The 26,764-nt window shown below is 54.0% G+C and carries 28 protein-coding genes; 14 read left to right on the forward strand and 14 right to left on the reverse strand.

Annotated features, from left to right (window positions below; all coding sequences use genetic code 11):
* Positions 1 to 15 precede the first annotated feature (15 nt).
* The 7 genes from queA (at position 16) to N1249_RS04770 (ending at position 6,683) form a co-directional block, all read left to right on the forward strand.
* Complete coding sequence (queA, locus tag N1249_RS04740) at positions 16 to 1,086, forward strand: tRNA preQ1(34) S-adenosylmethionine ribosyltransferase-isomerase QueA (protein WP_259834958.1); 1,071 nt, start codon at positions 16 to 18, stop codon at positions 1,084 to 1,086.
* Positions 1,087 to 1,141: 55 nt separating this feature from the next.
* Complete coding sequence (gene tgt / locus N1249_RS04745; protein WP_014069098.1) at positions 1,142 to 2,269, forward strand: tRNA guanosine(34) transglycosylase Tgt; 1,128 nt, start codon at positions 1,142 to 1,144, stop codon at positions 2,267 to 2,269.
* A gap of 22 nt (positions 2,270 to 2,291) precedes the next feature.
* Positions 2,292 to 2,624, forward strand: a complete 333-nt coding sequence (gene yajC, locus N1249_RS04750; RefSeq protein ID WP_003021544.1) for a preprotein translocase subunit YajC — start codon at positions 2,292 to 2,294, stop codon at positions 2,622 to 2,624.
* 27 nt (positions 2,625 to 2,651) lie between these two features.
* Positions 2,652 to 4,499 (forward strand): protein translocase subunit SecD, encoded by a 1,848-nt coding sequence (gene secD, locus N1249_RS04755; RefSeq protein ID WP_259834961.1) that lies wholly within the window; start codon positions 2,652 to 2,654, stop codon positions 4,497 to 4,499.
* A gap of 10 nt (positions 4,500 to 4,509) precedes the next feature.
* A complete protein-coding gene (gene secF, locus N1249_RS04760; RefSeq protein ID WP_259834962.1) occupies positions 4,510 to 5,481 on the forward strand; it encodes a protein translocase subunit SecF in 972 nt (323 codons plus the stop codon).
* Positions 5,482 to 5,623: 142 nt separating this feature from the next.
* Positions 5,624 to 5,989 (forward strand): VOC family protein, encoded by a 366-nt coding sequence (locus N1249_RS04765; protein WP_259834964.1) that lies wholly within the window; start codon positions 5,624 to 5,626, stop codon positions 5,987 to 5,989.
* Positions 5,990 to 6,002: 13 nt separating this feature from the next.
* The gene (locus N1249_RS04770; protein WP_259834966.1) at positions 6,003 to 6,683 is read left to right on the forward strand and encodes a YafY family protein; all 681 of its coding nucleotides are present in this window, start codon (positions 6,003 to 6,005) and stop codon (positions 6,681 to 6,683) included.
* Between the two features lie 88 nt (positions 6,684 to 6,771).
* Here the strand turns inward: N1249_RS04770 and N1249_RS04775 are convergent, their stop codons facing one another.
* Positions 6,772 to 7,656, reverse strand: coding sequence for a nucleoside-specific channel-forming protein Tsx (locus N1249_RS04775; protein ID WP_259834968.1), 885 nt, complete (start codon positions 7,654 to 7,656; stop codon positions 6,772 to 6,774).
* 268 nt (positions 7,657 to 7,924) lie between these two features.
* Positions 7,925 to 8,464 carry a DUF3251 domain-containing protein gene (locus tag N1249_RS04780; RefSeq protein WP_259834970.1) on the reverse strand — a complete coding sequence of 180 codons (540 nt, stop codon included), beginning with the start codon at positions 8,462 to 8,464 and terminating at the stop codon, positions 7,925 to 7,927.
* 152 nt (positions 8,465 to 8,616) lie between these two features.
* Here N1249_RS04780 and nrdR point away from each other — a divergent pair, with 152 nt between their 5' ends.
* The 5 genes from nrdR to thiL all read left to right on the forward strand — a co-directional run bounded on the left by nrdR (position 8,617) and on the right by thiL (position 12,222).
* A complete protein-coding gene (gene nrdR, locus N1249_RS04785) occupies positions 8,617 to 9,066 on the forward strand; it encodes a transcriptional regulator NrdR (protein WP_259834973.1) in 450 nt (149 codons plus the stop codon).
* A gap of 4 nt (positions 9,067 to 9,070) precedes the next feature.
* Positions 9,071 to 10,174 carry a bifunctional diaminohydroxyphosphoribosylaminopyrimidine deaminase/5-amino-6-(5-phosphoribosylamino)uracil reductase RibD gene (gene ribD / locus N1249_RS04790; RefSeq protein ID WP_259834974.1) on the forward strand — a complete coding sequence of 368 codons (1,104 nt, stop codon included), beginning with the start codon at positions 9,071 to 9,073 and terminating at the stop codon, positions 10,172 to 10,174.
* 87 nt (positions 10,175 to 10,261) lie between these two features.
* Positions 10,262 to 10,732, forward strand: coding sequence for a 6,7-dimethyl-8-ribityllumazine synthase (gene ribE / locus N1249_RS04795; protein WP_006176874.1), 471 nt, complete (start codon positions 10,262 to 10,264; stop codon positions 10,730 to 10,732).
* 21 nt (positions 10,733 to 10,753) lie between these two features.
* Positions 10,754 to 11,173, forward strand: a complete 420-nt coding sequence (gene nusB, locus N1249_RS04800) for a transcription antitermination factor NusB (RefSeq protein WP_014069107.1) — start codon at positions 10,754 to 10,756, stop codon at positions 11,171 to 11,173.
* 77 nt (positions 11,174 to 11,250) lie between these two features.
* Entirely contained in the window at positions 11,251 to 12,222 is a 972-nt protein-coding gene (gene thiL / locus N1249_RS04805) for a thiamine-phosphate kinase (RefSeq protein ID WP_259834975.1), read from the forward strand.
* Between the two features lie 52 nt (positions 12,223 to 12,274).
* On the opposite strand, the gene N1249_RS04810 is transcribed toward thiL, so the two are convergent.
* The 4 genes from N1249_RS04810 to xseB all read right to left on the reverse strand — a co-directional run bounded on the left by N1249_RS04810 (position 12,275) and on the right by xseB (position 16,345).
* On the reverse strand, positions 12,275 to 13,249 hold the full coding sequence (locus N1249_RS04810) for an aldo/keto reductase (protein WP_259834976.1): 975 nt from the start codon (positions 13,247 to 13,249) through the stop codon (positions 12,275 to 12,277).
* A 66-nt stretch (positions 13,250 to 13,315) separates the two neighbouring features.
* Positions 13,316 to 15,178 carry a 1-deoxy-D-xylulose-5-phosphate synthase gene (gene dxs / locus N1249_RS04815; protein ID WP_259834977.1) on the reverse strand — a complete coding sequence of 621 codons (1,863 nt, stop codon included), beginning with the start codon at positions 15,176 to 15,178 and terminating at the stop codon, positions 13,316 to 13,318.
* 24 nt (positions 15,179 to 15,202) lie between these two features.
* Positions 15,203 to 16,102 (reverse strand): (2E,6E)-farnesyl diphosphate synthase, encoded by a 900-nt coding sequence (gene ispA, locus N1249_RS04820; protein ID WP_182059819.1) that lies wholly within the window; start codon positions 16,100 to 16,102, stop codon positions 15,203 to 15,205.
* Positions 16,103 to 16,345, reverse strand: coding sequence for an exodeoxyribonuclease VII small subunit (gene xseB, locus N1249_RS04825; protein ID WP_014069112.1), 243 nt, complete (start codon positions 16,343 to 16,345; stop codon positions 16,103 to 16,105).
* Positions 16,346 to 16,539: 194 nt separating this feature from the next.
* Here xseB and thiI point away from each other — a divergent pair, with 194 nt between their 5' ends.
* The gene (gene thiI / locus N1249_RS04830; RefSeq protein ID WP_259834978.1) at positions 16,540 to 17,988 is read left to right on the forward strand and encodes a tRNA uracil 4-sulfurtransferase ThiI; all 1,449 of its coding nucleotides are present in this window, start codon (positions 16,540 to 16,542) and stop codon (positions 17,986 to 17,988) included.
* Between the two features lie 110 nt (positions 17,989 to 18,098).
* On the opposite strand, the gene yajL is transcribed toward thiI, so the two are convergent.
* Together yajL and panE are read right to left on the reverse strand one after the other, a co-directional pair.
* Positions 18,099 to 18,692 carry a protein deglycase YajL gene (yajL, locus tag N1249_RS04835; RefSeq protein ID WP_259834979.1) on the reverse strand — a complete coding sequence of 198 codons (594 nt, stop codon included), beginning with the start codon at positions 18,690 to 18,692 and terminating at the stop codon, positions 18,099 to 18,101.
* Complete coding sequence (gene panE / locus N1249_RS04840) at positions 18,655 to 19,566, reverse strand: 2-dehydropantoate 2-reductase (RefSeq protein WP_259834981.1); 912 nt, start codon at positions 19,564 to 19,566, stop codon at positions 18,655 to 18,657. Before panE ends, yajL begins: the two co-directional genes overlap by 38 nt.
* Before the next feature lie 124 nt (positions 19,567 to 19,690).
* Here panE and N1249_RS04845 point away from each other — a divergent pair, with 124 nt between their 5' ends.
* Positions 19,691 to 20,182, forward strand: coding sequence for a YajQ family cyclic di-GMP-binding protein (locus tag N1249_RS04845; RefSeq protein ID WP_182059823.1), 492 nt, complete (start codon positions 19,691 to 19,693; stop codon positions 20,180 to 20,182).
* Between the two features lie 32 nt (positions 20,183 to 20,214).
* On the opposite strand, the gene N1249_RS04850 is transcribed toward N1249_RS04845, so the two are convergent.
* The 6 genes from N1249_RS04850 to cyoA all read right to left on the reverse strand — a co-directional run bounded on the left by N1249_RS04850 (position 20,215) and on the right by cyoA (position 26,544).
* Positions 20,215 to 21,576 (reverse strand): MFS transporter, encoded by a 1,362-nt coding sequence (locus N1249_RS04850; protein WP_259834984.1) that lies wholly within the window; start codon positions 21,574 to 21,576, stop codon positions 20,215 to 20,217.
* A 183-nt stretch (positions 21,577 to 21,759) separates the two neighbouring features.
* Positions 21,760 to 22,647 carry a heme o synthase gene (cyoE, locus tag N1249_RS04855; RefSeq protein ID WP_259834986.1) on the reverse strand — a complete coding sequence of 296 codons (888 nt, stop codon included), beginning with the start codon at positions 22,645 to 22,647 and terminating at the stop codon, positions 21,760 to 21,762.
* An 11-nt stretch (positions 22,648 to 22,658) separates the two neighbouring features.
* A complete protein-coding gene (locus N1249_RS04860; RefSeq protein ID WP_014069118.1) occupies positions 22,659 to 22,985 on the reverse strand; it encodes a cytochrome o ubiquinol oxidase subunit IV in 327 nt (108 codons plus the stop codon).
* Positions 22,985 to 23,599, reverse strand: coding sequence for a cytochrome o ubiquinol oxidase subunit III (locus tag N1249_RS04865; protein ID WP_014069119.1), 615 nt, complete (start codon positions 23,597 to 23,599; stop codon positions 22,985 to 22,987). The genes N1249_RS04860 and N1249_RS04865 overlap by 1 nt, the downstream gene beginning before the upstream one ends.
* On the reverse strand, positions 23,589 to 25,580 hold the full coding sequence (cyoB, locus tag N1249_RS04870) for a cytochrome o ubiquinol oxidase subunit I (protein ID WP_259834988.1): 1,992 nt from the start codon (positions 25,578 to 25,580) through the stop codon (positions 23,589 to 23,591). The genes N1249_RS04865 and cyoB overlap by 11 nt, the downstream gene beginning before the upstream one ends.
* Positions 25,581 to 25,596: 16 nt before the next feature.
* Positions 25,597 to 26,544: a cytochrome o ubiquinol oxidase subunit II gene (gene cyoA, locus N1249_RS04875; RefSeq protein WP_259834990.1), complete on the reverse strand. Its 948-nt coding sequence runs from the start codon at positions 26,542 to 26,544 to the stop codon at positions 25,597 to 25,599.
* Positions 26,545 to 26,764 lie beyond the last annotated feature (220 nt).

Consider the following 26,764-nt stretch of genomic DNA (forward strand, 5'->3'; position numbering starts at 1 on the left):
TCACGAGTATACGTCATGCGCGTCGCCGATTTCTCCTTTGAACTACCTGAATCCCTGATTGCTCACTATCCCATGCCTGAGCGAAGCAGCTGTCGCTTACTGTCACTGGATGGGCCAACGGGCGAGCTGACGCACGGTACTTTCACCGATTTGCTCGACAAGCTCAACCCTGGCGATCTGCTGGTTTTTAACAATACCCGCGTGATCCCGGCACGTCTGTTTGGCCGTAAAGCCAGCGGCGGCAAGATTGAAGTGCTGGTCGAACGTATGCTCGATGATAAACGTATTCTGGCACATATTCGCGCGTCTAAGGCGCCGAAGCCGGGCGCGGAGCTGCTGCTGGGCGATGACGAGAGCATCAAAGCGACCATGACCGCGCGCCACGATGCGCTGTTTGAAGTGGCGTTTGACGACGAGCGCACGGTGCTCGATATCCTGAACGCCATCGGCCACATGCCGCTGCCGCCGTACATAGAGCGTCCGGACGAAGAGGCCGACCGCGAGCTGTATCAGACCGTTTACAGCCAGAAGCCGGGTGCGGTAGCTGCACCAACCGCTGGCCTGCACTTTGATGAGCCGCTGCTGGAGAAACTGCGCGCGAAGGGCGTAGAGATGGCGTTCGTGACGCTGCACGTCGGTGCAGGCACCTTCCAGCCGGTGCGCGTGGACAGCATTGAAGACCACATCATGCACTCTGAATACGCCGAAGTACCGCAAGAGGTTGTGGATGCGGTGCTGGCGGCGAAAGGCCGCGGTAGCCGCGTGATTGCTGTGGGCACAACTTCCGTGCGTTCGCTTGAGAGCGCCGCGCAGGCCGCCAAAACCGATCTTATCGAGCCGTTCTTTGGCGATACGCAGATCTTTATCTACCCGGGCTATCAGTACAAAGTCATTGATGCGCTGGTGACCAACTTCCATCTGCCTGAATCGACGCTGATTATGCTGGTTTCCGCGTTTGCCGGTTATCAGCATACGATGAACGCCTACAAGTCTGCGGTAGAACAAAAATATCGCTTTTTTAGCTACGGGGACGCGATGTTTATCACGTACAATCCGCTGGCTTTGAATGAGCGTGTCGGGGAATAAGTCCGCGGCACCAGAATAATGTGTTGGACTGTTTTTCTGGCACAGAGGAATAAAAATGAAATTTGAACTCGATACCACCGATGGCCGCGCGCGTCGCGGTCGCCTGGTGTTTGATCGCGGCGTGGTGGAAACCCCCGCGTTTATGCCTGTGGGCACCTACGGCACCGTAAAAGGGATGACGCCGGAAGAAGTTGAAGCCACTGGCGCACAGATTATCCTCGGCAATACCTTCCACCTGTGGCTGCGTCCTGGTCAGGAGATCATGAAGCTGCATGGAGACCTGCATGACTTCATGCAGTGGAAAGGGCCAATCCTCACCGATTCCGGCGGTTTCCAGGTCTTCAGCCTGGGCGATATCCGCAAGATCACCGAGAAAGGCGTTCACTTCCGTAACCCGATCAACGGCGATCCGATTTTCCTCGATCCTGAAAAATCGATGGAGATTCAGTACGATCTCGGTTCCGATATCGTGATGATCTTCGACGAATGTACGCCGTACCCGGCGGACTGGGATTACGCGAAACGTTCTATGGAGATGTCTCTGCGTTGGGCGCAGCGTAGCCGCGACCGTTTTGACTCTCTTGAGAACAAAAATGCGCTGTTCGGCATTATCCAGGGCAGTGTTTACGAAGATTTACGCGATATCTCTGTTAAAGGTCTGGTAGAGATAGGTTTTGATGGCTACGCTGTCGGCGGTTTGGCTGTGGGTGAGCCAAAGGAAGACATGCATCGCATTCTTGAACATGTCTGCCCGCAAATCCCGGCAGATAAACCACGTTACCTGATGGGTGTGGGTAAACCAGAAGATCTGGTTGAAGGTGTGCGCCGCGGCATTGATATGTTCGACTGCGTCATGCCAACCCGTAACGCGCGTAACGGTCATCTGTTTGTTACCGATGGCGTGGTGAAAATCCGTAACGCGAAGCATAAGAGTGACACCAGCCCGCTCGATTCTGAGTGCGATTGCTATACCTGTCGCAATTATTCCCGCGCGTATTTGCATCATCTCGATCGTTGCAACGAGATTTTGGGCGCGCGTCTCAATACCATTCATAATCTTCGTTATTATCAGCGCTTAATGGCTGGTTTACGTAAGGCTATCGAAGAGGGTAAATTAGAGAGCTTCGTGACCGATTTCTACCAACGTCAGGGTCGGGATGTTCCACCTTTGAACGTTGATTAATTTTAATAATGAGGGAATTTGAATGAGCTTTTTTATTTCTGATGCGGTAGCAGCAACAGGTGCTCCAGCGCAGGGCAGCCCGATGTCTCTGATTCTGATGCTGGTTGTGTTCGGTCTGATCTTCTATTTCATGATCCTGCGTCCACAGCAGAAGCGCACCAAAGAGCACAAAAACCTGATGAACTCCATTGCGAAAGGCGATGAAGTACTGACCAATGGTGGCCTGGTGGGTCGCGTAACCAAAGTAGCGGAAAGCGGCTACATTGCTATCGCACTGAACGACACCACTGAAGTGGTTATCAAACGTGACTTCGTAGCTGCCGTTCTGCCGAAAGGCACCATGAAGGCGCTGTAATCCCAACTTTTCCCAAAGGGAACTGCCGTGTTAAACCGTTATCCTTTGTGGAAGTACATCATGCTGGTCGTCGTGATTCTCGTCGGCCTGCTGTACGCGCTTCCCAACCTGTATGGTGAGGATCCGGCCGTTCAAATCACTGGCGCGCGCGGTGTCGCCGCCAGTGAGCAAACGCTGATCCAGGTCCAGAAAACGTTACAAGAAGAAAAAATTACCGCTAAGTCTGTGGCACTGGAAGAGGGCGCTATTCTTGCTCGCTTCGACACCACCGACACGCAGCTCCGCGCTCGTGAAGCGCTGATGGGCGTGCTGGGTGATAAGTATGTCGTGGCGCTGAACCTTGCTCCTGCAACACCGCGTTGGCTGGCTGCGTTAAACGCAGAGCCAATGAAACTCGGTCTTGACCTGCGTGGTGGTGTTCACTTCCTGATGGAAGTGGATATGGACACCGCACTGGGCAAATTGCAGGAACAGAATATCGACAGCCTGCGCAGCGATCTGCGTGACAAAGGCATCGCGTACACCACTGTGCGTAAAGAAGATAACTACGGCATGAGCATCACGTTCCGCGACAGCGCGGCACGCGACCAGGCTGTAACTTACCTGTCTCAACGTCACCGTGATCTGGTTATCACCTCTCAGGGCAGCAACCAGCTGCGTGCAGTGATGACGGATGCACGTCTGAGCGAAGCGCGTGAATACGCGGTTCAGCAGAACATTAACATTCTGCGTAACCGTGTAAACCAACTGGGTGTGGCTGAACCACTGGTACAGCGTCAGGGTGCTGACCGTATTGTGGTTGAACTGCCAGGTATCCAGGACACTGCGCGTGCGAAAGAGATTCTGGGTGCGACTGCAACGCTTGAGTTCCGTCTGGTTAACTCTAACGTCGATCAGTCTGCTGCTGCCGCGGGCCGTATTCCGGGCGACTCCGAAGTGAAACAGACCCGTGAAGGTCAGCCGGTTGTGCTGTACAAACGCGTGATCCTGACCGGTGACCATATCACCGACTCCACTTCAAGCCAGGATGAATACAACCAGCCGCAGGTTAACATCTCGCTGGATAGCGCGGGTGGTAACATCATGTCTAACTTCACCAAGGACAACATCGGCAAACCGATGGCGACCCTGTTCGTGGAGTACAAAGACAGCGGTAAGAAAGATGCCAACGGCCGTGCAGTGCTGGTGAAAGAGGAAGAGGTGATTAACATCGCCAATATCCAGTCTCGTCTGGGTAATAGCTTCCGTATCACCGGTATCAGCAACCCGAACGAAGCGCGTCAGCTCTCTCTGCTGCTGCGTGCCGGTGCGCTGATTGCGCCAATCCAGATTGTTGAAGAACGTACCATTGGCCCAACCCTGGGTATGCAGAACATCAAACAGGGTCTGGAAGCGTGTCTGGCGGGTCTGGTTGTTTCAATCCTGTTCATGATCTTCTTCTACAAGAAGTTTGGTCTGATTGCGACGTCCGCGCTGCTGGCTAACCTGGTGCTGATCATCGGCATCATGTCCCTGCTGCCGGGGGCGACGCTGACCATGCCGGGTATTGCAGGTATCGTTCTGACCCTTGCGGTAGCGGTCGACGCCAACGTACTGATAAACGAACGTATCAAAGAAGAACTGAGCAACGGTCGTTCTGTGCAGCAGGCGATTGAAGAAGGCTATAAAGGCGCTTTCAGCTCCATCTTCGATGCGAACGTAACAACACTGATTAAGGTTCTTATCCTGTATGCAGTGGGTACTGGCGCGATCAAAGGCTTTGCGATTACTACCGGTATCGGTGTTGCAACGTCGATGTTTACCGCTATTGTCGGCACCCGTGCCATCGTGAACCTGCTGTACGGCGGCAAGCGCGTCAAAAAGCTGTCTATCTGAGGAGTGCGTTGTGGCACAGGAATATACTGTTGAACAATTAAACCACGGCCGTAAAGTCTGGGACTTTATGCGCTGGGACTACTGGGCCTTCGGCATTTCAGGTTTTCTGCTGATTCTGTCCATCGTCATTATGGGTGTGAAAGGCTTTAACTGGGGTCTCGATTTTACCGGCGGTACGGTAATTGAAATTTCCCTGGAAAAACCGATTGATATGGACCAGATGCGCGAATCGCTGCAGAAAGCGGGCTTTGAAGAGCCGCTGCTGCAAAACTTCGGCAGCAGCCGCGATATCATGGTGCGTATGCCGCCGGTACACGATGCCAACGGCAGCCAGGAGCTGGGCAGCAAGGTCGTTAGCGTGATTAACGAAACGACCAGCCAGAGCGCAACGGTTAAGCGTATTGAGTTCGTCGGCCCGAGTGTGGGTGCTGACCTGGCACAAACCGGTGCGATGGCGCTGATGGTGGCGCTGACTTCCATCCTGGTCTACGTTGGTTTCCGCTTCGAGTGGCGCCTGGCGGCAGGTGTGGTTATCGCTCTGGCGCACGACGTGGTGATCACCATGGGCGTACTGTCTCTGTTCCACATTGAAATTGACCTGACTATCGTGGCATCCCTGATGTCCGTTATCGGTTACTCACTGAACGACAGTATCGTGGTATCTGACCGTATTCGTGAAAACTTCCGTAAGATCCGTCGCGGTACGCCGTACGAAATCTTTAACGTGTCGTTGACCCAGACGCTGCACCGTACCTTGATCACATCCGGTACAACCTTGATGGTTATCCTGATGCTGTATCTCTTCGGTGGTCCGGTGCTGGAAGGCTTCTCGCTGACCATGCTTATCGGTGTGACTATCGGTACTGCTTCGTCTATTTACGTTGCATCCGCTCTGGCACTGAAACTTGGCATGAAGCGCGAGCACCTGCTCCAGCAGAAAGTCGAAAAAGAAGGGGCGGATCAGCCGTCAATTCTGCCGTAAGACATGGTCTTATGCGTGATAAAAATCCCGGTCTGATGGCCGGGATTTTTTTTACCTGCTGCTGACAAACCCTCCTGACAGTATGCTGTCAGGAGGGCTGTCATACACTCCTTCTGAACCCAAACAACAGGCTGGAGGAAGTATGAAAAGTGTCATTAACTGGTTTGAAATTCCCGTCGCGGATATGGATCGCGCCATCAAATTCTACGAGCCGGTCATGCAGGTCGCGCTGCGTCGTGAAAAAATGGACTGCGCGGAGCTGGCTGTTTTCCCGCATGACGACCCGGCGACCGGTGGCGCGCTGGCTAAATTTGATGGCATTACACCCTCACAGCAGGGCGCTATTATTTATCTGCATACTGACAATCTGGCGGCTACGCTAGACCGCATTGCTTCTGCAGGCGGTGAGTGCGTGTTCGGTCCGCTGGAATTACCAAATGATATTGGCACTATTGCCCTGTTTACCGACAGCGAAGGTAACCGCGTCGGCCTCCATCAACCCGTCTGAGAGCTAAAATAACATGACCCGACGCGCTGACCGTTTATTTCAGATTGTGCAGATCCTGCGGGGCAGGCGTCTGACGACGGCAGCGCATCTGGCAGAGCGGCTCGGGGTTTCTGAGAGAACCGTTTATCGCGATATCCGCGACCTTTCCCTTTCTGGTGTGCCGGTGGAAGGTGAGGCGGGGTGTGGTTATCGCCTGATGTCCGGTTTTGATTTACCGCCGCTGATGCTGACAAACAAAGAGTCTGAAGCGCTGATGGTGGCCATCCGTCTGCTGAAAACCTGGGGCGGGAAATCACTGTCGCGCGAGCTGGAATCGGCCCAGGAAAAGGTGCTGGCGATCCTGCCGGAAGAGAGTCGTCGTAAGGCAGAGCAGACACGTATCTACGCGCCGGATATTGCCCTGCAAAACCACTCCCGCAATCACTTCGATGTGATTCATCAGGCGATATCTGCCCAGCGCGTTCTGGCACTGCATTATCGTGATGAAGCCGGGCAGCTCTCAAAGCGTGAGGTTCAGCCGCTGGGGCTGTTCTTCTGGGGTGAGCGCTGGCTGTTGGCGGCCTGGTGTGAACGGCGTGATGACTATCGCTGCTTCCGGCTCGACAGGTGTCTTAACATTGTGCAGACAGAACGGCGGTTTAGCGAGAGCGCGGACAGGTCTTTGGCTGATTTTTTGCGTAAGGTGAGGCAGTAAAAAGCCGGGTGGCGGCTACGCCTTACCCGGCCTACATTCGGATCGTAGGCCCGGTAAGCGCAGCGCCACCGGGCGAAATCCGCAGTGATTAGAAGTTGTAACCTACCACCAGGTAACCACCCCAACCGGTAGAACGAACGCTGAAGTCACCGTCGCCGAAGTTCAGGCTGGCGTCATCGTTCCACTGACCACCGTTGTGCCAGTAACGCGCAACAACAGAGTAGTGCCAGTGATCGTAGTTCAGCGCCAGGATGTGGCTGGAAGCGATGGAGTTGTTGGTACGCGCTTTCTTACCGTTCAGGTCACGGAAGTCGTTGTCGCCCAGGTCTGAACCCCAGTCAAAGTTGGTGAAGCCGATGTAGCTCAGGTTGCCGCCCCACAGCTGGGTGATTGGCACAAAGTATTTCACTTTGAAACGGTAACCATCCCATTCGTTCTCGTTCGCGGCACCGTAGTTCTGCCACTGGTATTTCGCGTAGACGTTCATGGACAGGCTCATCGGCAGGCCAGTGTCGATGTCGGTACCCAGACCCATATACCAGGTGCTCTGACGACCGGACTTGTTGCGACCCATGTCGTAGATGTAGTTGTTTGCGAAGTACCATTCTTTGAATGGACCAAACGCCAGGCTGGTGCCGGTCAGCTTATCGATGGAGAAACGCGGTTCGATCTCCATGAACAGCGGAGAACCGTGGTTCCAGATACCTTTTGCATCGGTGTTACCACCGAAGAAGACCGGTGCATCCATATAGCCGTAGAAATCAAACCAGTCTTTCTTGGCAAATGCTTCGTATTCCAGGTAGGTATCGTTGCGGATCTGTGGTCCGAAACGGGTGTGGTAGCTGCCGACCACGTTAACGCTCTGGTGCCACCAGTCGGAGAGATATTGTGGTTTGTCGTTTTCCGCTGCGTTAACAGTGAAAGAGGAGGAAAGTGCCAGCACTGCACCGGCTGCGAGTAATGTTTTTTTCATAATCATGCCACTGATTGAAATTCCCTTCCGGGAGTGAAAAATGCGCGATTTGCGTTTCAAAATATTTCGTGTTTCTGCGGAGCCTATTATAGGAATCCTTGCTCACAAAAATATGTGTTGTTTCACATATCTCTCACATGCGTAATCGATTGCGTTCACGTTTGCGTACTTTAAACGGCCGGGATTGTAACGGCAAACATTTATGTTGCCAATCCATACGAAATGTAAATGTTAGCGGAGTGACATTGCACTCCGCTAAAAAGGAGGGTTATTGCGCGGCGGGCTGGATATCGTGAATGCGGATAAAACCTAACTGGTCTGGGGTAAGACCACTCAGCTGGAGTGGAATATCAACATCGCTCGGCGCCAGTGTGCTGGCGGGGGCCGTAAAAAGTTGGTTCTTCACGTTCACTTCCTGGTAGCTTTCCGTGGTGCCCTGAATCTGGCCCCACTCTACGGTGCCGCTGAACGCGGGAAGCGGATCGTCGGATTCACCCTGAATGCGTAATGTTGCGCGAGTACCATCGGCATTCGCTGCAACATTCACCAGAGACATCTTTAACGTGCCAATCTGGCTGTTCAGGCGGGCAGGTGTGTTGGCTCCCGGCAGCAGATAAACGCCGCTGCTGGACTTCGCATTCAGCGCATTTTGCTGGGTGATTTTCACGGTTTCTTTGTTCAGCTTGTCCATGGCCGCATTGAGCGTGTTCACGCTTTGTTTCATCTCGCGAACTTCAGTTTGCTGTGCACAGGCACTGAGTGTGAAGAGACTTCCCACCAGGAAAATTCTTATGTAACGTCTTGTCATTGCGTTAATTTCCTTGAAATAACGGATTACCGTAATGGTAGCCAGCATCTTACCGTAAGGTATAGATCCTTTGTCTCAAAAAGCTCTTCCTTTGTTGTCAGCCCAGATCAGGGTAAAATAGAGGAAAGTTAACCGGATAGTCAGGACACCGTATGCATTGCCCATTCTGCTCCGCCGTGGATACCAAAGTAATCGACTCTCGTCTTGTGGGCGAAGGCTCGTCTGTACGCCGTCGTCGCCAATGTCTGGTGTGTAACGAACGTTTCACCACTTTCGAAGTGGCTGAACTGGTGATGCCGCGCGTAGTGAAAAGCAACGACGTGCGCGAACCATTCAACGAAGAAAAACTGCGCAGCGGGATGCTAAAAGCACTGGAAAAACGGCCAGTCAGCGCAGATGACGTTGAAACGGCGTTAAATCACATTAAATCCTGTCTTCGTGGTTTAGGGGAGCGCGAGGTGCCGAGTAAAATGATCGGCAACCTGGTGATGGAGCAGCTTAAAAAACTCGATAAAGTCGCGTATATCCGCTTCGCCTCTGTGTACCGCAGTTTCGAAGATATCAAAGAGTTCGGCGAAGAGATCGCCCGCCTACAGGATTAAGCTCATGCAGGATGAGATTTACATGGCGCGAGCGCTGAAACTGGCGCAGCGCGGGCGTTTTACCACCCATCCCAACCCGAATGTCGGCTGTGTCATCGTTAAAGATGGCGAGATTGTCGGTGAGGGTTTCCATTATCGTGCCGGTGAGCCTCATGCTGAAGTTCATGCCCTGCGTATGGCCGGTGAAAAGGCGCGTGGCGCGACAGCGTATGTAACTCTTGAGCCTTGCAGCCATCACGGACGTACCCCTCCGTGCTGCGAAGCGCTGATTGCCGCGGGTGTCTCGCGAGTCGTCGCGGCGATGCAGGATCCCAACCCGCAGGTGGCCGGACGCGGTCTTTACCGGCTGCAACAAGAGGGTATCGACGTCAGCCATGGCCTGATGATGCACGATGCCGAAGCCATTAATAAGGGTTTCCTTAAGCGTATGCGTACGGGGTTCCCGTATATTCAGCTGAAGCTGGGCGCCTCGCTGGACGGTCGTACGGCGATGGCAAACGGTGAAAGCCAGTGGATCACCTCGCCGCAAGCAAGGCGCGATGTGCAACGTCTGCGCGCGCAAAGCCATGCTATCCTCACCAGCAGTGAAACCGTTCTGGCCGACGACCCGGCGATGACCGTACGCTGGGATGAACTGAATGCCGATACTCAGGCGCTGTATCCGCAGGAAAATCTGCGCCAGCCGCTGCGTATTGTGATTGATAGCCAGAATCGCGTGACGCCTGAGCACCGTATCGTCCAGCAGCCAGGCGAAACCTGGTTTGCCCGGACCAAAGCAGACGCTCGTCACTGGCCGGAAGGCGTGCGTAGCATTATGGTGCCGGAGCACAACGGGCATCTCGATTTAGTGGTGCTGATGATGTTGCTTGGCAAACAACAGGTGAACAGCATCTGGGTGGAAGCGGGCCCAACGCTTGCCGGTGCGCTGCTCCAGGCTGGGCTTGTGGATGAACTGATTGTCTATGTTGCACCTAAACTGTTAGGAAATGCTGCGCGCGGGTTGTTTGTGCTGCCAGGCCTTGAAAAACTGGCCGATGCCCCACAACTCAAATTCAGCGAGATTCGTCCGGTTGGCCCGGATGTCTGCCTCCATTTAACGACAGCGTAATTGCCCCTGAAATAGGGAAGCAGTGCGCAAAGTATTATGATAAAATCCGCCCCCCTGCGGGGCCAAATGAACCCGTAAAGGAAGAGTATGAACATTATTGAAGCTGCTGTAGCTACCCCGGACGCTCGCGTCGCCATCACCATTGCGCGTTTCAACAACTTCATCAACGACAGCCTGCTGGAAGGTGCGATTGACGCCCTGAAACGTATCGGCCAGGTTAAAGATGACAACATTACCGTTGTTTGGGTTCCAGGTGCTTATGAACTGCCACTGGCAGCTGGCGCGCTGGCAAAAACCGGTAAATACGACGCGGTGATTGCACTGGGTACTGTTATTCGTGGCGGCACTGCGCACTTCGAATACGTTGCGGGCGGTGCAAGCAATGGTCTGGCACACGTAGCGCAGGATGCTGAAATTCCTGTCGCGTTTGGCGTGCTGACCACCGAAAGTATTGAACAAGCCATCGAACGCGCTGGCACCAAAGCCGGTAACAAAGGTGCAGAAGCTGCACTGACCGCGCTTGAAATGATCAATGTATTGAAAGCCATCAAGGCCTGATTTTTTTGTAAGGGGAATTCCGTGAAACCTGCTGCTCGTCGCCGCGCCCGTGAATGTGCCGTCCAGGCACTTTACTCCTGGCAGTTGTCCCAGAACGACATCGCTGATGTTGAATACCAGTTCCTGTCAGAGCAAGACGTGAAAGACGTTGATGTTCTGTACTTCCGTGAACTGCTGTCGGGAGTGGCGACTAATAGCGCGTATCTCGATGGTCTGATGAAGCCATACCTGTCTCGTCTGCTCGACGAGCTGGGTCAGGTTGAAAAAGCAGTGTTGCGTATTGCGCTGTTTGAGCTGTCTAAACGTGATGATGTGCCGTACAAAGTAGCCATCAACGAAGCCATCGAACTGGCGAAAACCTTCGGTGCTGAAGACAGCCACAAGTTTGTAAACGGCGTGCTGGATAAAGCCGCACCTGCGATCCGTCCCCACAAAAAGTGATCCGCAAACCGGAGTTTCGCATTGCCTTGCCGGCAGTGCGGCTCCGGTTTTTTCTTTTATCTGCTGAGGCATAACGCATGGCATGTGGAGAATTTTCCCTGATTGCCCGTTATTTCGACCGTGTCAGAACCTCTCGTCTTGATGTTGAAACCGGCATTGGCGATGACTGTGCACTTCTCAATATTCCCGAAAAACAGACGCTGGCAATCAGCACCGACACCTTAGTGTGCGGACGTCATTTCTTACCTGATATCGATCCTGCCGACCTGGCCTATAAAGCACTGGCGGTGAACGTGAGCGATCTGGCGGCAATGGGCGCCGATCCTGCGTGGCTAACGCTGGCTTTAACCCTGCCGCATGTTGAGGAAGCCTGGCTCGAAACGTTCAGCGATGCGCTGTTTGAGCAACTCAATTATTACGATATGCAGCTGATTGGCGGTGATACCACTGCGGGTCCGCTGTCGATGACGCTGGCTATCCACGGCTATGTGCCTGTTGGACGCGCGCTGAAGCGCTCGGGGGCAAAACCAGGTGACTGGATCTACGTAACCGGTACGCCGGGTGATAGCGCCGCAGGACTGGCTATTCTCCAGGATCGTTTAACGGTTGACGATGCCGATGACGCAGCCTATCTGGTGAAACGCCATCTGCGCCCAACGCCGCGAATTCTTCACGGCCAGGCCCTGCGCGAGCGCGCGAGCTCGGCTATCGATCTCTCTGACGGGCTGATATCCGATCTGGGTCATATCCTGAAGGCCAGCGGTACCGGCGCGCGCGTTGACCTGGATCTGTTCCCGCTTTCAGCGCAAATCCGTCGCCATGTCGAACCTGAACAGGCCCTGCGTTGGGCGTTGTCCGGCGGCGAAGATTATGAGTTGTGCTTTACCGTCCCGGAACTGAATCGTGGTACGCTGGATGTGGCGCTGGGTCACCTGGGCGCGCCGTTTACCTGTATCGGGCAGATCCTTCCGGAAAGTGAAGGGATGCAGTTTGTCCGCGAAGGCGCTCCGGTCACGCTCGACTGGAAAGGATACGATCACTTCGCGTAAGTTTGTGCGCTCTGTACTGCCGGGTAAGGCGAAGCCGCCACCCGGCAAGTATTTACTTAAACCCCACCACCGGATGCGGCTCATACGGTGTTTCCAGCTCGGCAATCTGCTCCGGCGTCAGGGTTAAATCTACGGCACTGAGCAACTCATCCAGCTGCTCTTCCCGCGATGTACCGATAATCGGTGCTGCAACCCCACGCTTGCTGAGCAACCACGCCAGCGCGACCTGCGCCCGTGTCGCCCCGCTATCGTCGGCTATTCCCGCCAGACGTTCGGCAATCAGGGCATCACTGGCTTCTGTAGCGTCATACAACGTTTTACCAAATGCATCCGACACCGAACGGGCGGTGGTTTCGCCCCACGGGCGGGTTAAACGCCCGCGAGCCAGCGGGCTCCACGGAATAACCGCTATACCCTCCTGATAACAGAGCGGCAGCATCTCGCGCTCTTCTTCGCGATAAATCAGATTGTAGTGATCCTGCATGGTGACAAAGCGCGCCCAGCCGTGCTGTGCCTGGAGGTTTAATGCGGTAGCAAACTGGGCTGCGTGCATGGAAGAGGCACCGATGTAACGTGCTTTACCGGCTTTGACCACATCATTAAGCGCTTCCAGCGTCTCTTCGACAGGCGTGTTGTAATCCCAGCGGTGGATTTGCAGCAGATCAACATAATCCATATTCAGGCGTCTGAGGCTGTCGTCAATGGAGCGCAGGATCTGCCCGCGTGATAGCCCTTCCGGTAAATCGCCTGTCTTGTGGAAGACCTTGGTCGCCACCACCACGTCATCGCGGCGGGCAAAGTCACGCAAGGCGCGCCCGACAATCTCTTCACTGCTGCCGTCTGAGTAACTGTTGGCGGTATCAAAGAAGTTAATGCCGCCGTCGATGGCGTGTTTGATGATAAGACGGCTGCTCTCTTCCGGCAGTGTCCAGGCATGATTTCCCCGGTCAGGCTCGCCAAATGTCATGCAGCCGAGACATAGTCGGGAAACCTTAAGGTCTGTTTTTCCTAATGTATTGTATTGCATGGTTCCACTCCTGCTGATTGCGTAAAGCGTTACCTTTAAGCATAGCAGGAGCGGAAAGGGGAGGGCTTAGGCCAGCCAGGCGCGGATTTTGGCTTCAATACCTGCGGCATCAAGGCCGATGGCTGCACGGGCTTCGTCTTGCGTCCCCTGCGGGATAAAGTGATCCGGCAGACCCAGATTCAGAACGGGCACGGCTTTACGGTGTGCCATCAGCACCTCGTTCACGCCGCTGCCAGCCCCGCCCATGATTGCGTTCTCTTCGAGCGTCACCAGCACGTCATGGCCTTCAGCCATGCTCAGGATCAGGGATTCATCAAGCGGCTTCACAAAGCGCATATCCACCAGGGTGGCATTCAGCGTTTCGGCAACCTTAGCAGCTTCCGGCATCAGCGTACCGAAGTTCAGAATCGCCACTTTTTCACCGCGACGTTTCACCAGACCTTTGCCAATCGTCAGTTTTTCCAGCGGTTGCAGTTCTACGCCTACGGCGTTGCCGCGCGGGTAGCGAACGGCACTTGGACCATCCTGGTAGTGGTAGCCGGTAAACAGCATCTGGCGACATTCGTTTTCATCGCTTGGGGTCATGATGACCATGTCCGGGATGCAGCGCAGGAAGGAGAGGTCAAATGCCCCCTGATGCGTCTGCCCGTCAGCACCCACGATCCCCGCACGGTCGATAGCGAACAGCACCGGCAGTTTCTGGATGGCGACGTCATGGATCACCTGGTCATAGGCGCGTTGCAGGAAGGTGGAGTAAATCGCGACAACCGGTTGGTAGCCGCCGATCGCCAGCCCTGCCGCGAACGTCACCGCGTGTTGTTCCGCAATGGCGACATCGAAATACTGGTCAGGGTATTTTTTCGAAAACTCCACCATGCCAGAGCCTTCGCGCATGGCCGGGGTGATGGCCATCAGCTTGTTATCTTTGGCCGCCGTTTCGCACAGCCAGTCGCCGAAGATTTTTGAATAGCTCGGCATCCCGCCGCTGCTTTTTGGCAGGCAGCCGCTGGTTGGGTCAAATTTCGGCACCGCGTGGAAGGTAATCGGGTCTTTTTCCGCTGGTTCGTAACCACGCCCTTTTTTGGTCATGATATGCAGGAACTGCGGACCTTTCAGGTCGCGCATGTTCTTGAGCGTGGACACCAGCCCCAGAACGTCGTGGCCGTCGACCGGGCCGATATAGTTAAAGCCCAGCTCTTCAAACAGCGTGCCAGGCACAACCATACCTTTGATATGTTCTTCGGTACGCTTGAGCAGCTCTTTGATTGGCGGAACGCCAGAGAAGACTTTTTTGCCACCTTCGCGAAGCGTGGAGTACAGCTTGCCGGAGAGCAAATGCGCCAGGTGGTTATTCAGCGCGCCAACGTTCTCCGAGATTGACATCTCGTTGTCGTTAAGGATAACCAGCATGTCCGGCTTGATATCACCCGCATGGTTCATGGCTTCAAATGCCATACCGGCGGTGATCGCCCCGTCGCCAATCACGCAGACGGTGCGGCGCTGCTTGTTCTCTTTTTCGGCTGCGACAGCAATACCGATACCCGCAGAAATGGAGGTAGAAGAGTGGCCGACGCTTAATACGTCGAATTCGCTCTCACCGCGCCACGGGAACGGATGCAGACCGCCTTTCTGGCGAATAGTGCCAATCTTATCGCGACGGCCGGTCAGAATTTTGTGCGGATATGCCTGGTGACCCACGTCCCAGATTAACTGATCAAACGGCGTGTTATAGACGTAATGAAGCGCCACGGTCAGTTCAACCGTGCCAAGCCCGGAGGCGAAATGGCCGCTGGAGCGGCTAACGCTGTCGAGCAGGTAGCGACGCAGTTCGTCGCACAATTTCGGCAGGCTCTCTTTCGGCAACAGGCGCAACTCCTGGGTGGAGTCAACTAACGCCAGTGTCGGGTATTTGGCAATATCAAAACTCATCAAAGGCTCATCGAGATATATAGTTTATTTATCACGCTGGATTATATAGTCCGCTAGCGCTTCCAGTGCCGAGGTATCCAGTGATTGCGCAGCCAGTTGATTCAGTGACTGGCGGGCATCATCAATCAGGTCCCGGGCTTTACGTTGGGCTTGCTCAAGGCCCAGAAGGGCGGGATAGGTGCTTTTGCCAAGCTGCTGATCGGCACCCTGACGTTTACCCAATGTTGCAGTATCGCCCACCACATCCAGAATGTCATCCTGAACCTGGAACGCCAGACCGATACTTTCTGCGTATCTGTCCAGAATCGGCAGGGCTTTGCGTCCCTGTTCACCCGCACTCAGCGCGCCCAGACGAACGGCTGCACGAATTAAAGCACCCGTTTTGTGACGGTGAATACGCTCAAGCTGTTCCAGATTAACCTGACGTCCTTCGGCCTCAAGATCCAGCGCTTGTCCGCCGCACATCCCTGCAACGCCACTGGCCATGGCCAGTTCGGAAACCATTGCCAGACGATCGCGGTCAGCCACTTCGGCCATTGGTGCATCGCTTAAAATCGAAAACGCCAGCGTTTGCAGGGCATCACCCGCGAGAATGGCATTCGCTTCGCCAAACTTGATGTGGCAGGTTGGCTGACCACGACGTAAATCGTCGTCGTCCATGGCCGGCAAATCATCATGGATCAGCGAATAAGCGTGAATGCATTCAACGGCAGCAGCCGGCGCATCCAGGGTGTTTTCGCTGATGCCAAACATCTTTCCGGTGGCGTAGACCAGGAACGGGCGCAGGCGCTTTCCACCCAAGAGTGCGCCATAGTGCATGGCCTCAACCAGTGGAGTGTTCTGAAAAGGCTGCGGCTCAATAAAGCGGCGCAACGCATCGTTGGCACGCACAACGCACGCCTGAAGCTGTGTGGAAAAATCCATTTACTCGGCGTCCGGTGTGAAAGGTGTTGTCGCGGCGTCTTCGGCTTCGGAGAGCAGGATCTGCACACGCTGCTCAGCCTGCTGTAATTTAATCTGCCCCTGGCGTGCGAGCTGCACCCCACGTTCAAATTCGTTGAGGGCGTCTTCCAGCGGCAGATCGCCACTCTCAAGACGGGTGACAATTTGCTCCAGTTCACTCAGCGCAGTTTCGAAACTGGCCGGTGCGTCATTTTTCTTCGGCATAGTGAATGTCTGACTCTCATATTTTCTGCCCTGTCATGGTAACGGACTCGGGCGGATAAGCAAATAACGCGCAATGTGCACAGGAGTCGCGCGATGGTGGTATACTTGCGCGCCTGGATGCAGCCTTCGGTATAGGGGCTGTTGTACTTTTCCATTACAAGCCTTAATAAGCTTGCCTAAGAAACATTGCCGCCATGAAGTTTATCATTAAATTGTTCCCTGAAATCACTATCAAAAGCCAATCTGTGCGTTTGCGCTTTATTAAAATTTTGACCGGGAACATCCGTAACGTTCTGAAGCATTATGACGAAACGCTGGCCGTTGTTCGTCACTGGGATCACGTTGAAGTTCGCGCCAAAGACGAAAACAAGCGTCTTGATATCCGCGATGCGCTGACCCGTATCCCGGGGATCCACCATATTCTGGAAGTGGAAGATGTCCCGTTTACCGATATGCACGACATCTTCGAAAAAGCGCTGGTGCAATACCGCGACCAGATCGAAGGCAAAACCTTCTGTGTCCGCGTGAAGCGTCGTGGTAAACACGAATTCAGCTCCATTGAAGTGGAACGTTACGTGGGCGGTGGTTTGAACCAGCACGTTGAGACTGCGCGTGTGCGCCTGACCAACCCGGACGTGACCGTTAACCTGGAGATCGAAAACGATCGCCTGTTGCTGGTGAAAGGCCGCTATGAAGGTATCGGCGGCTTCCCGATCGGGACGCAGGAAGATGTGTTGTCCCTGATTTCCGGCGGTTTTGACTCCGGTGTTTCCAGCTATATGCTGATGCGCCGTGGCTGCCGCGTACACTACTGCTTCTTCAACCTGGGCGGTGCGGCGCATGAAATCGGCGTTCGTCAGGTGGCGCATTACCTGTGGAACCGCTTCGGCAGCTCCCACCGCGTGCGTTTTGTGGCGATCAACTTCGAACCTGTGGTCGGCGAAATCCTTGAGAAAGTGGACGACGGCCAGATGGGCGTGATCCTGAAGCGCATGATGGTGCGTGCAGCCTCTAAAGTGGCTGAACGCTACGGCGTGCAGGCGCTGGTGACCGGTGAAGCGCTGGGCCAGGTGTCCAGCCAGACGCTGACCAACCTGCGTCTGATCGACAATGTGTCTGATACCCTGATCCTGCGTCCGCTGATCTCTCACGATAAAGAACACATCATCGATCTGGCGCGCGAAATCGGCACCGAAGATTTTGCCCGCACCATGCCGGAATACTGTGGCGTTATCTCCAAAAGCCCAACCGTAAAAGCGGTGAAGGCGAAGATCGAAGCGGAAGAAGAGAACTTCGATTTCGCTATTCTGGATAAGGTGGTGGCGGAAGCGTCCAACATCGATATCCGTGAGATTGCCCAGCAGACCCAGCAGGACGTGGTTGAAGTTGAAACCGTCAGCGGTTTTGGTGCCAACGATGCGATTCTGGATATCCGTTCTGTTGATGAGCAGGATGATAAGCCGCTGAAAGTTGACGGTGTGGAAGTGGTTTCCCTGCCTTTCTACAAGCTGAGCACGAAGTTTGGCGACCTCGACCAGAGCAAAACCTATCTGCTGTGGTGTGAGCGTGGGGTGATGAGCCGCTTGCAGGCGCTGTATCTGCGTGAGCAGGGCTTTGCTAACGTGAAGGTGTATCGCCCGTAGCGAAGTGCGGCCTGATGCCCTCACCCCGACCCTCTCCCACGGGGAGAGGGAGAAAAGATGAGCACGTGTGGGCCGGGTAAGGCGTAGCCGCCACCCGGCTTTTTTATGCTCTACGCTTCGTAGTAATTATAAATCCCCGCTGGCATGACCAGCGACGACGCAACCTCGTATGCCTTTTCACGCCCGGCCAGCAGGTCGATAATCTTCAGCGCAAAATCAATTGCGGTTCCCGGACCCTGGCTGGTGAGCAGGTTGACGCGCGGATCCCAGACCACGCGTTTATCGACCCACTGGTCTTCCGGGATACGGTCTTTCAGCGTCGGGAAACCGGTCATATTGCCGATCGGGAAAATATCGTGTGGTACCAGCACCGTTGCAGCCGCGGCGCAAATGGTGGCGACGATACGGCCGGAGAGGTGAAACTGCCTGACCGTTTCGACGAGCAGTGGACTGTCGCGAAAACACTCTGCACCCTTCAGGCCGCCGGGCAGAACGATAATGTCGTAATCACCGTCAGCCACCTGGACCAGTGGGGCATCCGCAAGGATTTTTACCCCGCGTGAGCAGGTGATAGCCAGATTACCATCGCTCGCAACACTTGCGGTGGTGACATTAATACCGCCACGCACCATCAGGTCGATGGTGGTGACAGCTTCCATTTCTTCGCTACCAGGGGCGAGGCATACCAGTGCCGACGCGCTCATACTCACTCTCCTTACGTTTAACCAGGTCATACAGGCGGGCGTTTTCCGGTACAGCAATACCGTGCGCACGGGCGCGCTTTAAAAGATAGCCGGTGATGTAGTCTATTTCGGTGTGGCGCAACGCCCGAACGTCCTGCAACATCGAAGAAATATTTTCTGCCGTACTATCAATAACCTGCTCGACATAATAGCGTAAATCGTCTGCCGACGTGTGTAAGCCTTCACGCTCAATAACAGAGGCCACTTCAGCGCACAGGGCGGCAACCTCTTGCGGATGGTTTTTTAGCTCGCCGTTAGGGCAATCCAACAGCGCCGTAAGCGGGTTAATGACGCAATTAACCGCCAGCTTGCGCCACAGCTGCGGGCGAATGTTGTTGTGCCAGGCGACGTCTGGCAGCACCTTTTGCAGAACGTCAGCCAGATAACTGTAATCACCATCCTGTTCGCGGGCCGGGCCAATATGCGTGACGCCGCTGGCGACATGCACAATGATATTGCCATCACGCCGTGCAGCATGGGTGGTTGTCGCCATCAGCAGCGGCTGCGGGATGCTTTTCAGCTCATCAATGGTTCCCATGCCGTTATGTAGCAGCAGGATGGGTGATGTCGGGGGCAGTTGAGCCGCCAGCGCTTTCACGGCATCCGACACCTGCCACGCTTTGAGCGTGACCAGCAGCAGATCGCTTTGCGCCAGGAAATCAGGATCGTTTGCAGTGAGTGATTCGTTAAAGATGCTTCCGTCTTCATCTATCAGGTTTACACTACAGTAGGGCTGGGGCACACGCAGCCAGCCTTGTACCTCGTGTCCGTGTTTGCATAGTGCCGTCAGCCATAATTGACCAAGGGCTCCGCATCCGAGCACTGTAATTTTCATTGTTCCTCCTCACCTGCAACTGCGCCAGGTGTTACGGCCTAAGTATAGCGCCGTCAGCTAAGCTTCTCGTTATGCCTCGTTGCGGGTATTATGCAACGCAACAAAAATGAAGGGAGAAGAAAAGATGCCATCTTTCGATATTGTTTCCGAAGTTGATATCCAGGAAGTTCGTAACGGCGTTGATAACGCAAGCCGTGAAGTTGAGTCACGTTTTGATTTTCGTGGTGTAGAGGCGACTTTTGAGCTGAACGATGCAAATAAGACTATCAAGGTTCTGAGCGAGTCTGATTTCCAGGTCAATCAGCTGCTTGATATTCTGCGTGCCAAGCTGCTGAAACGCGGCATTGAAGGCGCGTCTCTTGATGTGCCAGAAGAGTTCGTGCATAGCGGTAAAACCTGGTTTGTTGAAGCCAAACTGAAACAGGGCATTGAGAGCGCGGTGCAGAAAAAGCTCGTTAAGCTCATCAAAGACAGCAAGCTGAAAGTGCAGGCGCAAATTCAGGGTGAAGAGATCCGTGTGACCGGGAAATCCCGTGACGATCTGCAATCCGTTATGGCGCTGGTTCGCGGCGGCGATCTGGGACAACCGTTCCAGTTTAAAAACTTCCGCGATTAAGACAGAAATGCCCGGTTTAACCGGGCATTTTTTCAGGCTTTCAGCGCCTGCTCTACTTCAAAGCGGTTGGTCACTTTGCTGTCGATTTTGACATACGCACTGCGTTCATCCGGCACAATCATCACTTCGTTTACGCCGTCTGTGGCTTCCAGCCGCTGTTTAAGCGCATCGCTAATTTCAACGTCATCCGGGATTTCTACGCGCAGGCTACTGACATAGCGCGGCTCTTTCATGGTGCTGGCGACCAGCAGCCAGACCATTGCCAGCAGTGCGCCCGCCAGGAACACGGTTTGCGAATCAAACAGGCCATCCACCCAACCGCCTAGCGAGCCGCCAATAGCGACGCCGATAAACTGGCTGGTGGAGTAAATGCCCATTGCTGTGCCTTTATATCCCGCAGGGGACTCTTTGCTGATAAGCGAGGGCAGCAAAGCTTCCATCAGGTTAAATGCCAGGAAGAAGAGCTGAACGCCCGCCACCAGTTCCCAGAAGTGCGGGCCGGAACCCCACAGTACGATCTCCGCAATCAGCAGTAGCGCAACACAGGCGAGAAACACGCGTTTCATCTTGCGTTTCACTTCGGCGTAGATGATAAACGGCACGACGGAGACGAACGAAATCAGCATGGTCACCAGATAAATTTTCCAGTGCTCAGACGCCGGGAAACCCGCTGCCGCCAGCTGGCCTGGCAGGGCAACGAAGGTCGACATCAGCAGAATGTGCAGGCACATAATGCCAAAATTCAGCTTCAGCAGACGCGGCTCGACAATGACTTTGCTAAAGCAGCCTTTGACCATGCCGGACTCACGGTTCAGCACGTGGTTTTTACTGTCCGGCACGACCCACAGCGTTAACGCAATGCCGATGGTCGCCAGAATGGCAATCATCCAGAACAGGGCATGAAGACCCAGTTGATGCGTAATGATCGGGCCGAGCACCATCGCAATCGCAAAAGTCACACCAAAGCTTACGCCAATAAACGCCATGGCTTTGGTGCGGTTTTGTTCGCGGGTTAAATCCGACAGCAGCGCCATTACCGCGGCGGCAATCGCTCCGGAACCTTGCAACGCGCGGCCGAGAATAATGCCCCAGATGGAGTGGGAGAGGGCGGCTATTACGCTACCGAGCACAAAGACCAGCAGCCCGCCGACAATCAGCGGCTTACGGCCTACGCGGTCAGAAAGCAGGCCAAAGGGGATCTGGAATACCGCCTGTGCTAAACCATAGATACCAATCGCCAGACCAATCAGCGCTTCGCTGGCGCCTTGCAGTGCCATACCGTACGTGGTCAGAACAGGCAGGACCATAAACATGCCAAGCATCCGTAGCGAGAAAACAGTCCCTAAACCCCAGGTCGCGCGCAATTCGCCTGGCGTCATTTTATTATCGTTCATTACCACCTCAGTTCAAAAGCAGGCCATAGTGTAGGCGGGGTATAAAGCGCGGTAAACAGATGTTTGTTTAAGAGATATTACCGGTGTTATTCGAGCGAAAGATCCCGTAGGCCCGTGCAAGCGTAGCGCCGCCGGGCAAAAAAAAAGCCAGGTGATTAACCTGGCTTTTTCAATTCAGCACATTTACCAGACGTAAGTCAGCAGGTTGTGAGAATCTGGCACCATAAAGTCGACAGACATCATTACGGACAACGAGGTGATGGCAACGATTGAGAACACAAACAATTTGCGTGCCCAGACTTTGTCATCTTCCACTTTGTAGCCACGCAGAGCCATACCGAGCCACCAGACACTTACTGCGGCTGCAACCACCAGATATTTGTATCCAGCGTAACCGCCCAGAGAGAGCATCAGCGTCGCTACTGCGAAGGCAATGATGTACAGCGTGATATGGTTTTTAGCAACCGAGATACCTTTCACGACCGGCAGAACCGGGATGTTCGCTGCCTGATAATCCTTGAAGCGGAAAATCGCAATGGCGTAGGAGTGCGGCATCTGCCACAGGCTAAAAATAGCCAGCAGGATAGCCGCACCGCTGTCAAACTCGTTCGTGACGGCACAGTAGCCAATCACCGGCGGCGCAGCGCCGGAGAGAGAACCAATCAGCGTACCGTAGACGGAGTGACGTTTCATATACAGGCTGTAAACGCCCACATAAACCACGAACCCCATTACCCCCAACCAGCAGGCCAGAGGATTAGCACCAAACCACAGCAGCATAAAGCCAGCAATACCCAGCAAGGTGGCGTACACCAGCGAGACGGAAGGGGCGATCAGGCCTTTAACCAGCACCCGATTTTTAGTCCTTTCCATCTTCTTGTCGATATCCATGTCGATGTAGTTGTTAAATACACAACCGGACGCAACAACCAGTGACACACCGATCAGCGTATAGATAAAGAGGGTGTAATCAATGCTGCCCTTAGAGGCCAGCAGGAACCCTCCGATCACGGAGATCAGGTTGCCAAAGATGATGCCTGGTTTCGTTACTTGCAGGTATTGCTTAAACATACTCGCCGCTCTTAGTGAACCATCATGTTGTAGTTGAGGTTCCACATAATCCAGATGGAACCGACTACCAGGATAGCGATGATAATCACGGTAAAGATAAAGGCAGTCATATTCCAGCCTTCATCGGACTTGGTGTTCATGTGCAGGAAGCAAACCAGATGCACCAGAATCTGCACCACTGCGGTGACCAGGACAGTGCCCAGAATCGCCGCGTGAGAAGCAGAACCGCTCATCACCATCCAGAACGGGATAACCGTCAGGATGATCGACAGGATAAAACCTGTCATGTAGGTTTTTACGCTACCGTGGGAAGCGCCATGATCGGTTGAATGACTCATTACATCGCCCCCATCAGATAGACAACAGAGAACACGCAGATCCATACCACGTCCAGGAAGTGCCAGAACAAGCTCAGGCACATGATACGGGTACGGTTAGTGCTGGTCAGGCCGCGACGGGATACCTGGAACATCAGTACCGCCATCCAGATAAGCCCAGAGGTCACGTGCAGACCGTGAGTACCTACCAGTGCGAAGAACGCAGACAGGAAGCCGCTACGATCCGGGCCCATACCTTCGGCAATCAGGTGATGGAATTCATAGAGTTCCATCCCGATAAATCCAGCACCAAACAACCAGGTCAACGCCAGCCAGGAGACAACCTGGCTCTTGTTGTTTTTGTACATGGCGATAGCCGCCATGCCGTAGGTGATGGAGCTGAATAACAGCAGCGCAGTTTCTACCAGAACGAACGGCAGTTCAAAAATGTCCTTACCGGTCGGGCCGCCAGCAGTGCCGTTCACCAGAACGGCATACGTCGCGAACAGACAGCAGAACAGAATGCAGTCGCTCATCAGGTAGATCCAGAAACCGAATACTTTCGTCGGCCCTGTATCGTGGTGCGCATGGTCATGCGCGTGGGCAGTTGAGTGTGCCAAAGTATCAGTTGCCATTTTTCAGCCCCGCTTTAGAAATCTCATCGAAATGCTGGTTTTCCAGTTTTTCGACTTCACGGACTGGTACGTAGTAGTCCACGTCCTCGTCAAAGCTCTTCACAATCCAGCTGATCAGGATGCCGGCAAAGCCAACAATCGCCAACCACCAGATGTGCCAGATCATTGCGAAACCAAATACCGTTGCGAAGGCGGCAATAACAATGCCCGCACCGCTGTTTTTCGGCATGTGGATCTCTTCGTAATGAGCAGGTTGCTTGTACGCTTCACCTTTTTCTTTCATTTCCCAGAATGCGTCGCGCTCATGGATCTGCGGCACAATGGCGAAGTTATAGAACGGAGGTGGAGAAGAGGTCGCCCACTCCAGCGTACGGCCACCCCATGGGTCACCGGTCAGGTCACGGTTCTGTTCGCGGTCGCGAATAGACACGTAGTACTGAATCAGCTGGCACGCGATACCGCAGGCAATCAGCGCCGCACCACACGCTGCAACAACCAGCATTGGGTGGAACTGCGGATCAATCTGCTGGCTCAGACGACGGGTCATGCCCATGAAGCCCAGCACGTACAGCGGCATAAATGCTACGAAGAAGCCGATGATCCAGAACCAGAACGCGCGTTTACCCCAGGTTTCGTTCAGCGTGAAGCCAAACGCTTTTGGCCACCAGTAAGTCACGCCAGCGAAGCAGCCGAAGACCACACCACCGATGATAACGTTATGGAAGTGCGCAATCAGGAACAGACTGTTGTGCAGAACGAAGTCAGCACCCGGTACAGCCAGCAGTACGCCGGTCATACCACCCACGGAGAAGGTCACGATGAAGCCGATGGTCCACAGCATTGCTGAGTGGAACACGATGCGACCCTGATACATGGTGAACAGCCAGTTGAAGATCTTAACCCCTGTAGGGATTGCGATAATCATGGTGGTAATACCGAAGAAGGCGTTTACGTTCGCGCCTGCACCCATGGTGAAGAAGTGGTGCAGCCAAACGATGAACGACAGTACGGTAATACACACAGTTGCCCACACCAGAGAGGTGTAACCAAACAGGCGCTTACGTGAGAAGGTTGCTGCGATTTCGGAGAACACACCGAACACAGGCAGAACCAGGATGTACACTTCCGGGTGACCCCAGGCCCAAATCAGGTTGATGTACATCATCATGTTGCCACCCATATCATTCGTGAAGAAATGGGTGCCCAGGTAGCGGTCCAGGGTCAGCAGCGCGATGGTAACAGTCAGAATTGGGAATGAAGCAATAATCAGGATGTTGGCGCACAGAGATGCCCAGGTAAACACTGGCATCTTGAACATGGTCATGCCAGGGGCACGCATCTTGATAATGGTCACGAAGAAGTTAATACCGGTCAGGGTTGTACCGATACCGGAAAGCTGAAGCGCCCAAATCCAGTAGTCGACACCAACGCCAGGACTGTATTCAATTCCTGAAAGCGGCGGGTATGCCAGCCAGCCGGTCTGTGCGAATTCGCCCACACCCAGTGACAGGTTAACCAGAATTACACCGACAACCGTGAACCAGAAGCTCAGGTTGTTCAGGAACGGGAACGCAACGTCACGCGCGCCGATTTGCAGCGGCACAACCACGTTCATCAGACCGATAACCAGCGGCATCGCCACGAAGAAGATCATGATAACGCCGTGAGCGGTAAAGATCTGATCGTAGTGGTGCGGCGGCAGGAAGCCCGCTTCGCCCGCAGAGGCAAGCACCTGCTGGCTACGCATCATGATAGCATCCGCAAAGCCACGAATTAACATGACGATACCGACGATGCAGTACATGATACCGAGTTTTTTGTGGTCAACCGAAGTCAGCCACTCGTTCCACAGGTAGCTCCACTTACCGAAGTAAGTGATTAAGGCCAGTAAGGCCGCACCACCGATGATAATTGCAGCCACCGTAACCACGATAATGGGTTCATGGTAGGGCACTGCATCCAGTGTCAATTTTCCGAACATTTTCTTCCTCGGCCCCTTAGTGAGCGGTTTCCGCGTGGCTCATGTCCATGCCTTCCATACCTTCATGCGCGCTATGCTCGCCTTCTGGCTGGGACATGTTCATGCTCTTGCCGTGGTCCATAAATTTGCCAACAACATCTTTGAACAAATCTGGTTTCACGTTAGAGAAGTACTCCACCTTGTTGTATTCGCTAGGTGCAGCCACTTTGTCGAACGCCGCCATGTCAGACATGGTGTTCTGAGACTGCTTCGCTTTTTCAACCCACTGGTCGAATGCGGCACGGTCCGGCGTCGCGATAGCTTTGAACTTCATACCTGAGAAGCCCGGGCCGCTATAGCTGGCGGAGATACCATCGTAGGTGCCTGCTTCATTCGCGATCAGGTGCAGGTTAGTCTGCATCCCGGCCATCGCGTAAATCTGGCTACCCAGACGCGGGATGAAGAAGGAGTTCATCACGGAGTTGGAGGTCACTTTGAACTGAACCGGAGTGTTCGCCGGGAAGGCGATTTCATTCACGGTAGCAATGCCCTGTTCCGGGTAGATGAAGAACCATTTCCAGTCCATGGAGACGACTTCGATGGTGATAGGTTTTTCATCGTGAACCAGCGGTTTGCTTGGCTCAAGCGAGTGAGTGGTTTTCCATGTCAGCACGGCAAGGAACAGGATGATCAGAATAGGCACTGTCCAGACCACAGCTTCCACTTTATTGGAGTGTGACCAGTTAGGGCTATACTTCGCATCTTTATTGCTCGCACGATACTTCCAGGCGAAACCAACAGCCATCAAAACGGCAGGAATAACCACAATCATCATCAGGCCAAATGCCGTCAGAATCAATGAACGTTGTTCCAGTCCTATCTGTCCTTTGGGGTCAAGTAGTGCAGAATCGCAGCCACTGAGTAATACAGTGCTTGCAAATAATGACAACCATCCCAAACTTTTATTGTATTTCCTGAGTCTCATTTAACGACCTCAATTCCACGGGAGTCTGGTGGCGTTTAAAGTGTGGGGGCATTTTACGGGAAGGTTACATTACTGTAAACATCATTAGGCCTGTGTCAGGAAGGTGTTACCGGGTTCTGCCGCACATGTCACAAGTGTTGCAAATTATGTCGATTTTTAAGGCGAAAGCCGCGTGGTACGGGCGTTATAACGAAAGGACCCCCAAGCATACCCTAAAAGG

This window comes from Enterobacter sp. CP102, from assembly GCF_025152625.1.
Taxonomy (GTDB): Bacteria; Pseudomonadota; Gammaproteobacteria; order Enterobacterales; family Enterobacteriaceae; genus Enterobacter; species Enterobacter soli.

Excerpts from the sequence above, each read along its gene's own strand:
- queA (WP_259834958.1), top strand. The coding sequence starts at position 16 with ATGCGCGTCGCCGATTTCTCCTTTGAACTACCTGAATCCCTGATTGCT.
- tgt (WP_014069098.1), top strand. The coding sequence starts at position 1,142 with ATGAAATTTGAACTCGATACCACCGATGGCCGCGCGCGTCGCGGTCGC.
- yajC (WP_003021544.1), top strand. The coding sequence starts at position 2,292 with ATGAGCTTTTTTATTTCTGATGCGGTAGCAGCAACAGGTGCTCCAGCG.
- N1249_RS04765 (WP_259834964.1), top strand. The coding sequence starts at position 5,624 with ATGAAAAGTGTCATTAACTGGTTTGAAATTCCCGTCGCGGATATGGAT.
- N1249_RS04770 (WP_259834966.1), top strand. The coding sequence starts at position 6,003 with ATGACCCGACGCGCTGACCGTTTATTTCAGATTGTGCAGATCCTGCGG.
- N1249_RS04775 (WP_259834968.1), bottom strand. The coding sequence starts at position 7,656 with ATGAAAAAAACATTACTCGCAGCCGGTGCAGTGCTGGCACTTTCCTCC.
- N1249_RS04780 (WP_259834970.1), bottom strand. The coding sequence starts at position 8,464 with ATGACAAGACGTTACATAAGAATTTTCCTGGTGGGAAGTCTCTTCACA.
- nrdR (WP_259834973.1), top strand. The coding sequence starts at position 8,617 with ATGCATTGCCCATTCTGCTCCGCCGTGGATACCAAAGTAATCGACTCT.
- ribD (WP_259834974.1), top strand. The coding sequence starts at position 9,071 with ATGCAGGATGAGATTTACATGGCGCGAGCGCTGAAACTGGCGCAGCGC.
- ribE (WP_006176874.1), top strand. The coding sequence starts at position 10,262 with ATGAACATTATTGAAGCTGCTGTAGCTACCCCGGACGCTCGCGTCGCC.
- thiL (WP_259834975.1), top strand. The coding sequence starts at position 11,251 with ATGGCATGTGGAGAATTTTCCCTGATTGCCCGTTATTTCGACCGTGTC.
- N1249_RS04810 (WP_259834976.1), bottom strand. The coding sequence starts at position 13,249 with ATGCAATACAATACATTAGGAAAAACAGACCTTAAGGTTTCCCGACTA.
- dxs (WP_259834977.1), bottom strand. The coding sequence starts at position 15,178 with ATGAGTTTTGATATTGCCAAATACCCGACACTGGCGTTAGTTGACTCC.
- ispA (WP_182059819.1), bottom strand. The coding sequence starts at position 16,102 with ATGGATTTTTCCACACAGCTTCAGGCGTGCGTTGTGCGTGCCAACGAT.
- xseB (WP_014069112.1), bottom strand. The coding sequence starts at position 16,345 with ATGCCGAAGAAAAATGACGCACCGGCCAGTTTCGAAACTGCGCTGAGT.
- thiI (WP_259834978.1), top strand. The coding sequence starts at position 16,540 with ATGAAGTTTATCATTAAATTGTTCCCTGAAATCACTATCAAAAGCCAA.
- yajL (WP_259834979.1), bottom strand. The coding sequence starts at position 18,692 with ATGAGCGCGTCGGCACTGGTATGCCTCGCCCCTGGTAGCGAAGAAATG.
- panE (WP_259834981.1), bottom strand. The coding sequence starts at position 19,566 with ATGAAAATTACAGTGCTCGGATGCGGAGCCCTTGGTCAATTATGGCTG.
- N1249_RS04845 (WP_182059823.1), top strand. The coding sequence starts at position 19,691 with ATGCCATCTTTCGATATTGTTTCCGAAGTTGATATCCAGGAAGTTCGT.
- N1249_RS04850 (WP_259834984.1), bottom strand. The coding sequence starts at position 21,576 with ATGAACGATAATAAAATGACGCCAGGCGAATTGCGCGCGACCTGGGGT.
- cyoE (WP_259834986.1), bottom strand. The coding sequence starts at position 22,647 with ATGTTTAAGCAATACCTGCAAGTAACGAAACCAGGCATCATCTTTGGC.
- N1249_RS04860 (WP_014069118.1), bottom strand. The coding sequence starts at position 22,985 with ATGAGTCATTCAACCGATCATGGCGCTTCCCACGGTAGCGTAAAAACC.
- N1249_RS04865 (WP_014069119.1), bottom strand. The coding sequence starts at position 23,599 with ATGGCAACTGATACTTTGGCACACTCAACTGCCCACGCGCATGACCAT.
- cyoB (WP_259834988.1), bottom strand. The coding sequence starts at position 25,580 with ATGTTCGGAAAATTGACACTGGATGCAGTGCCCTACCATGAACCCATT.
- cyoA (WP_259834990.1), bottom strand. The coding sequence starts at position 26,544 with ATGAGACTCAGGAAATACAATAAAAGTTTGGGATGGTTGTCATTATTT.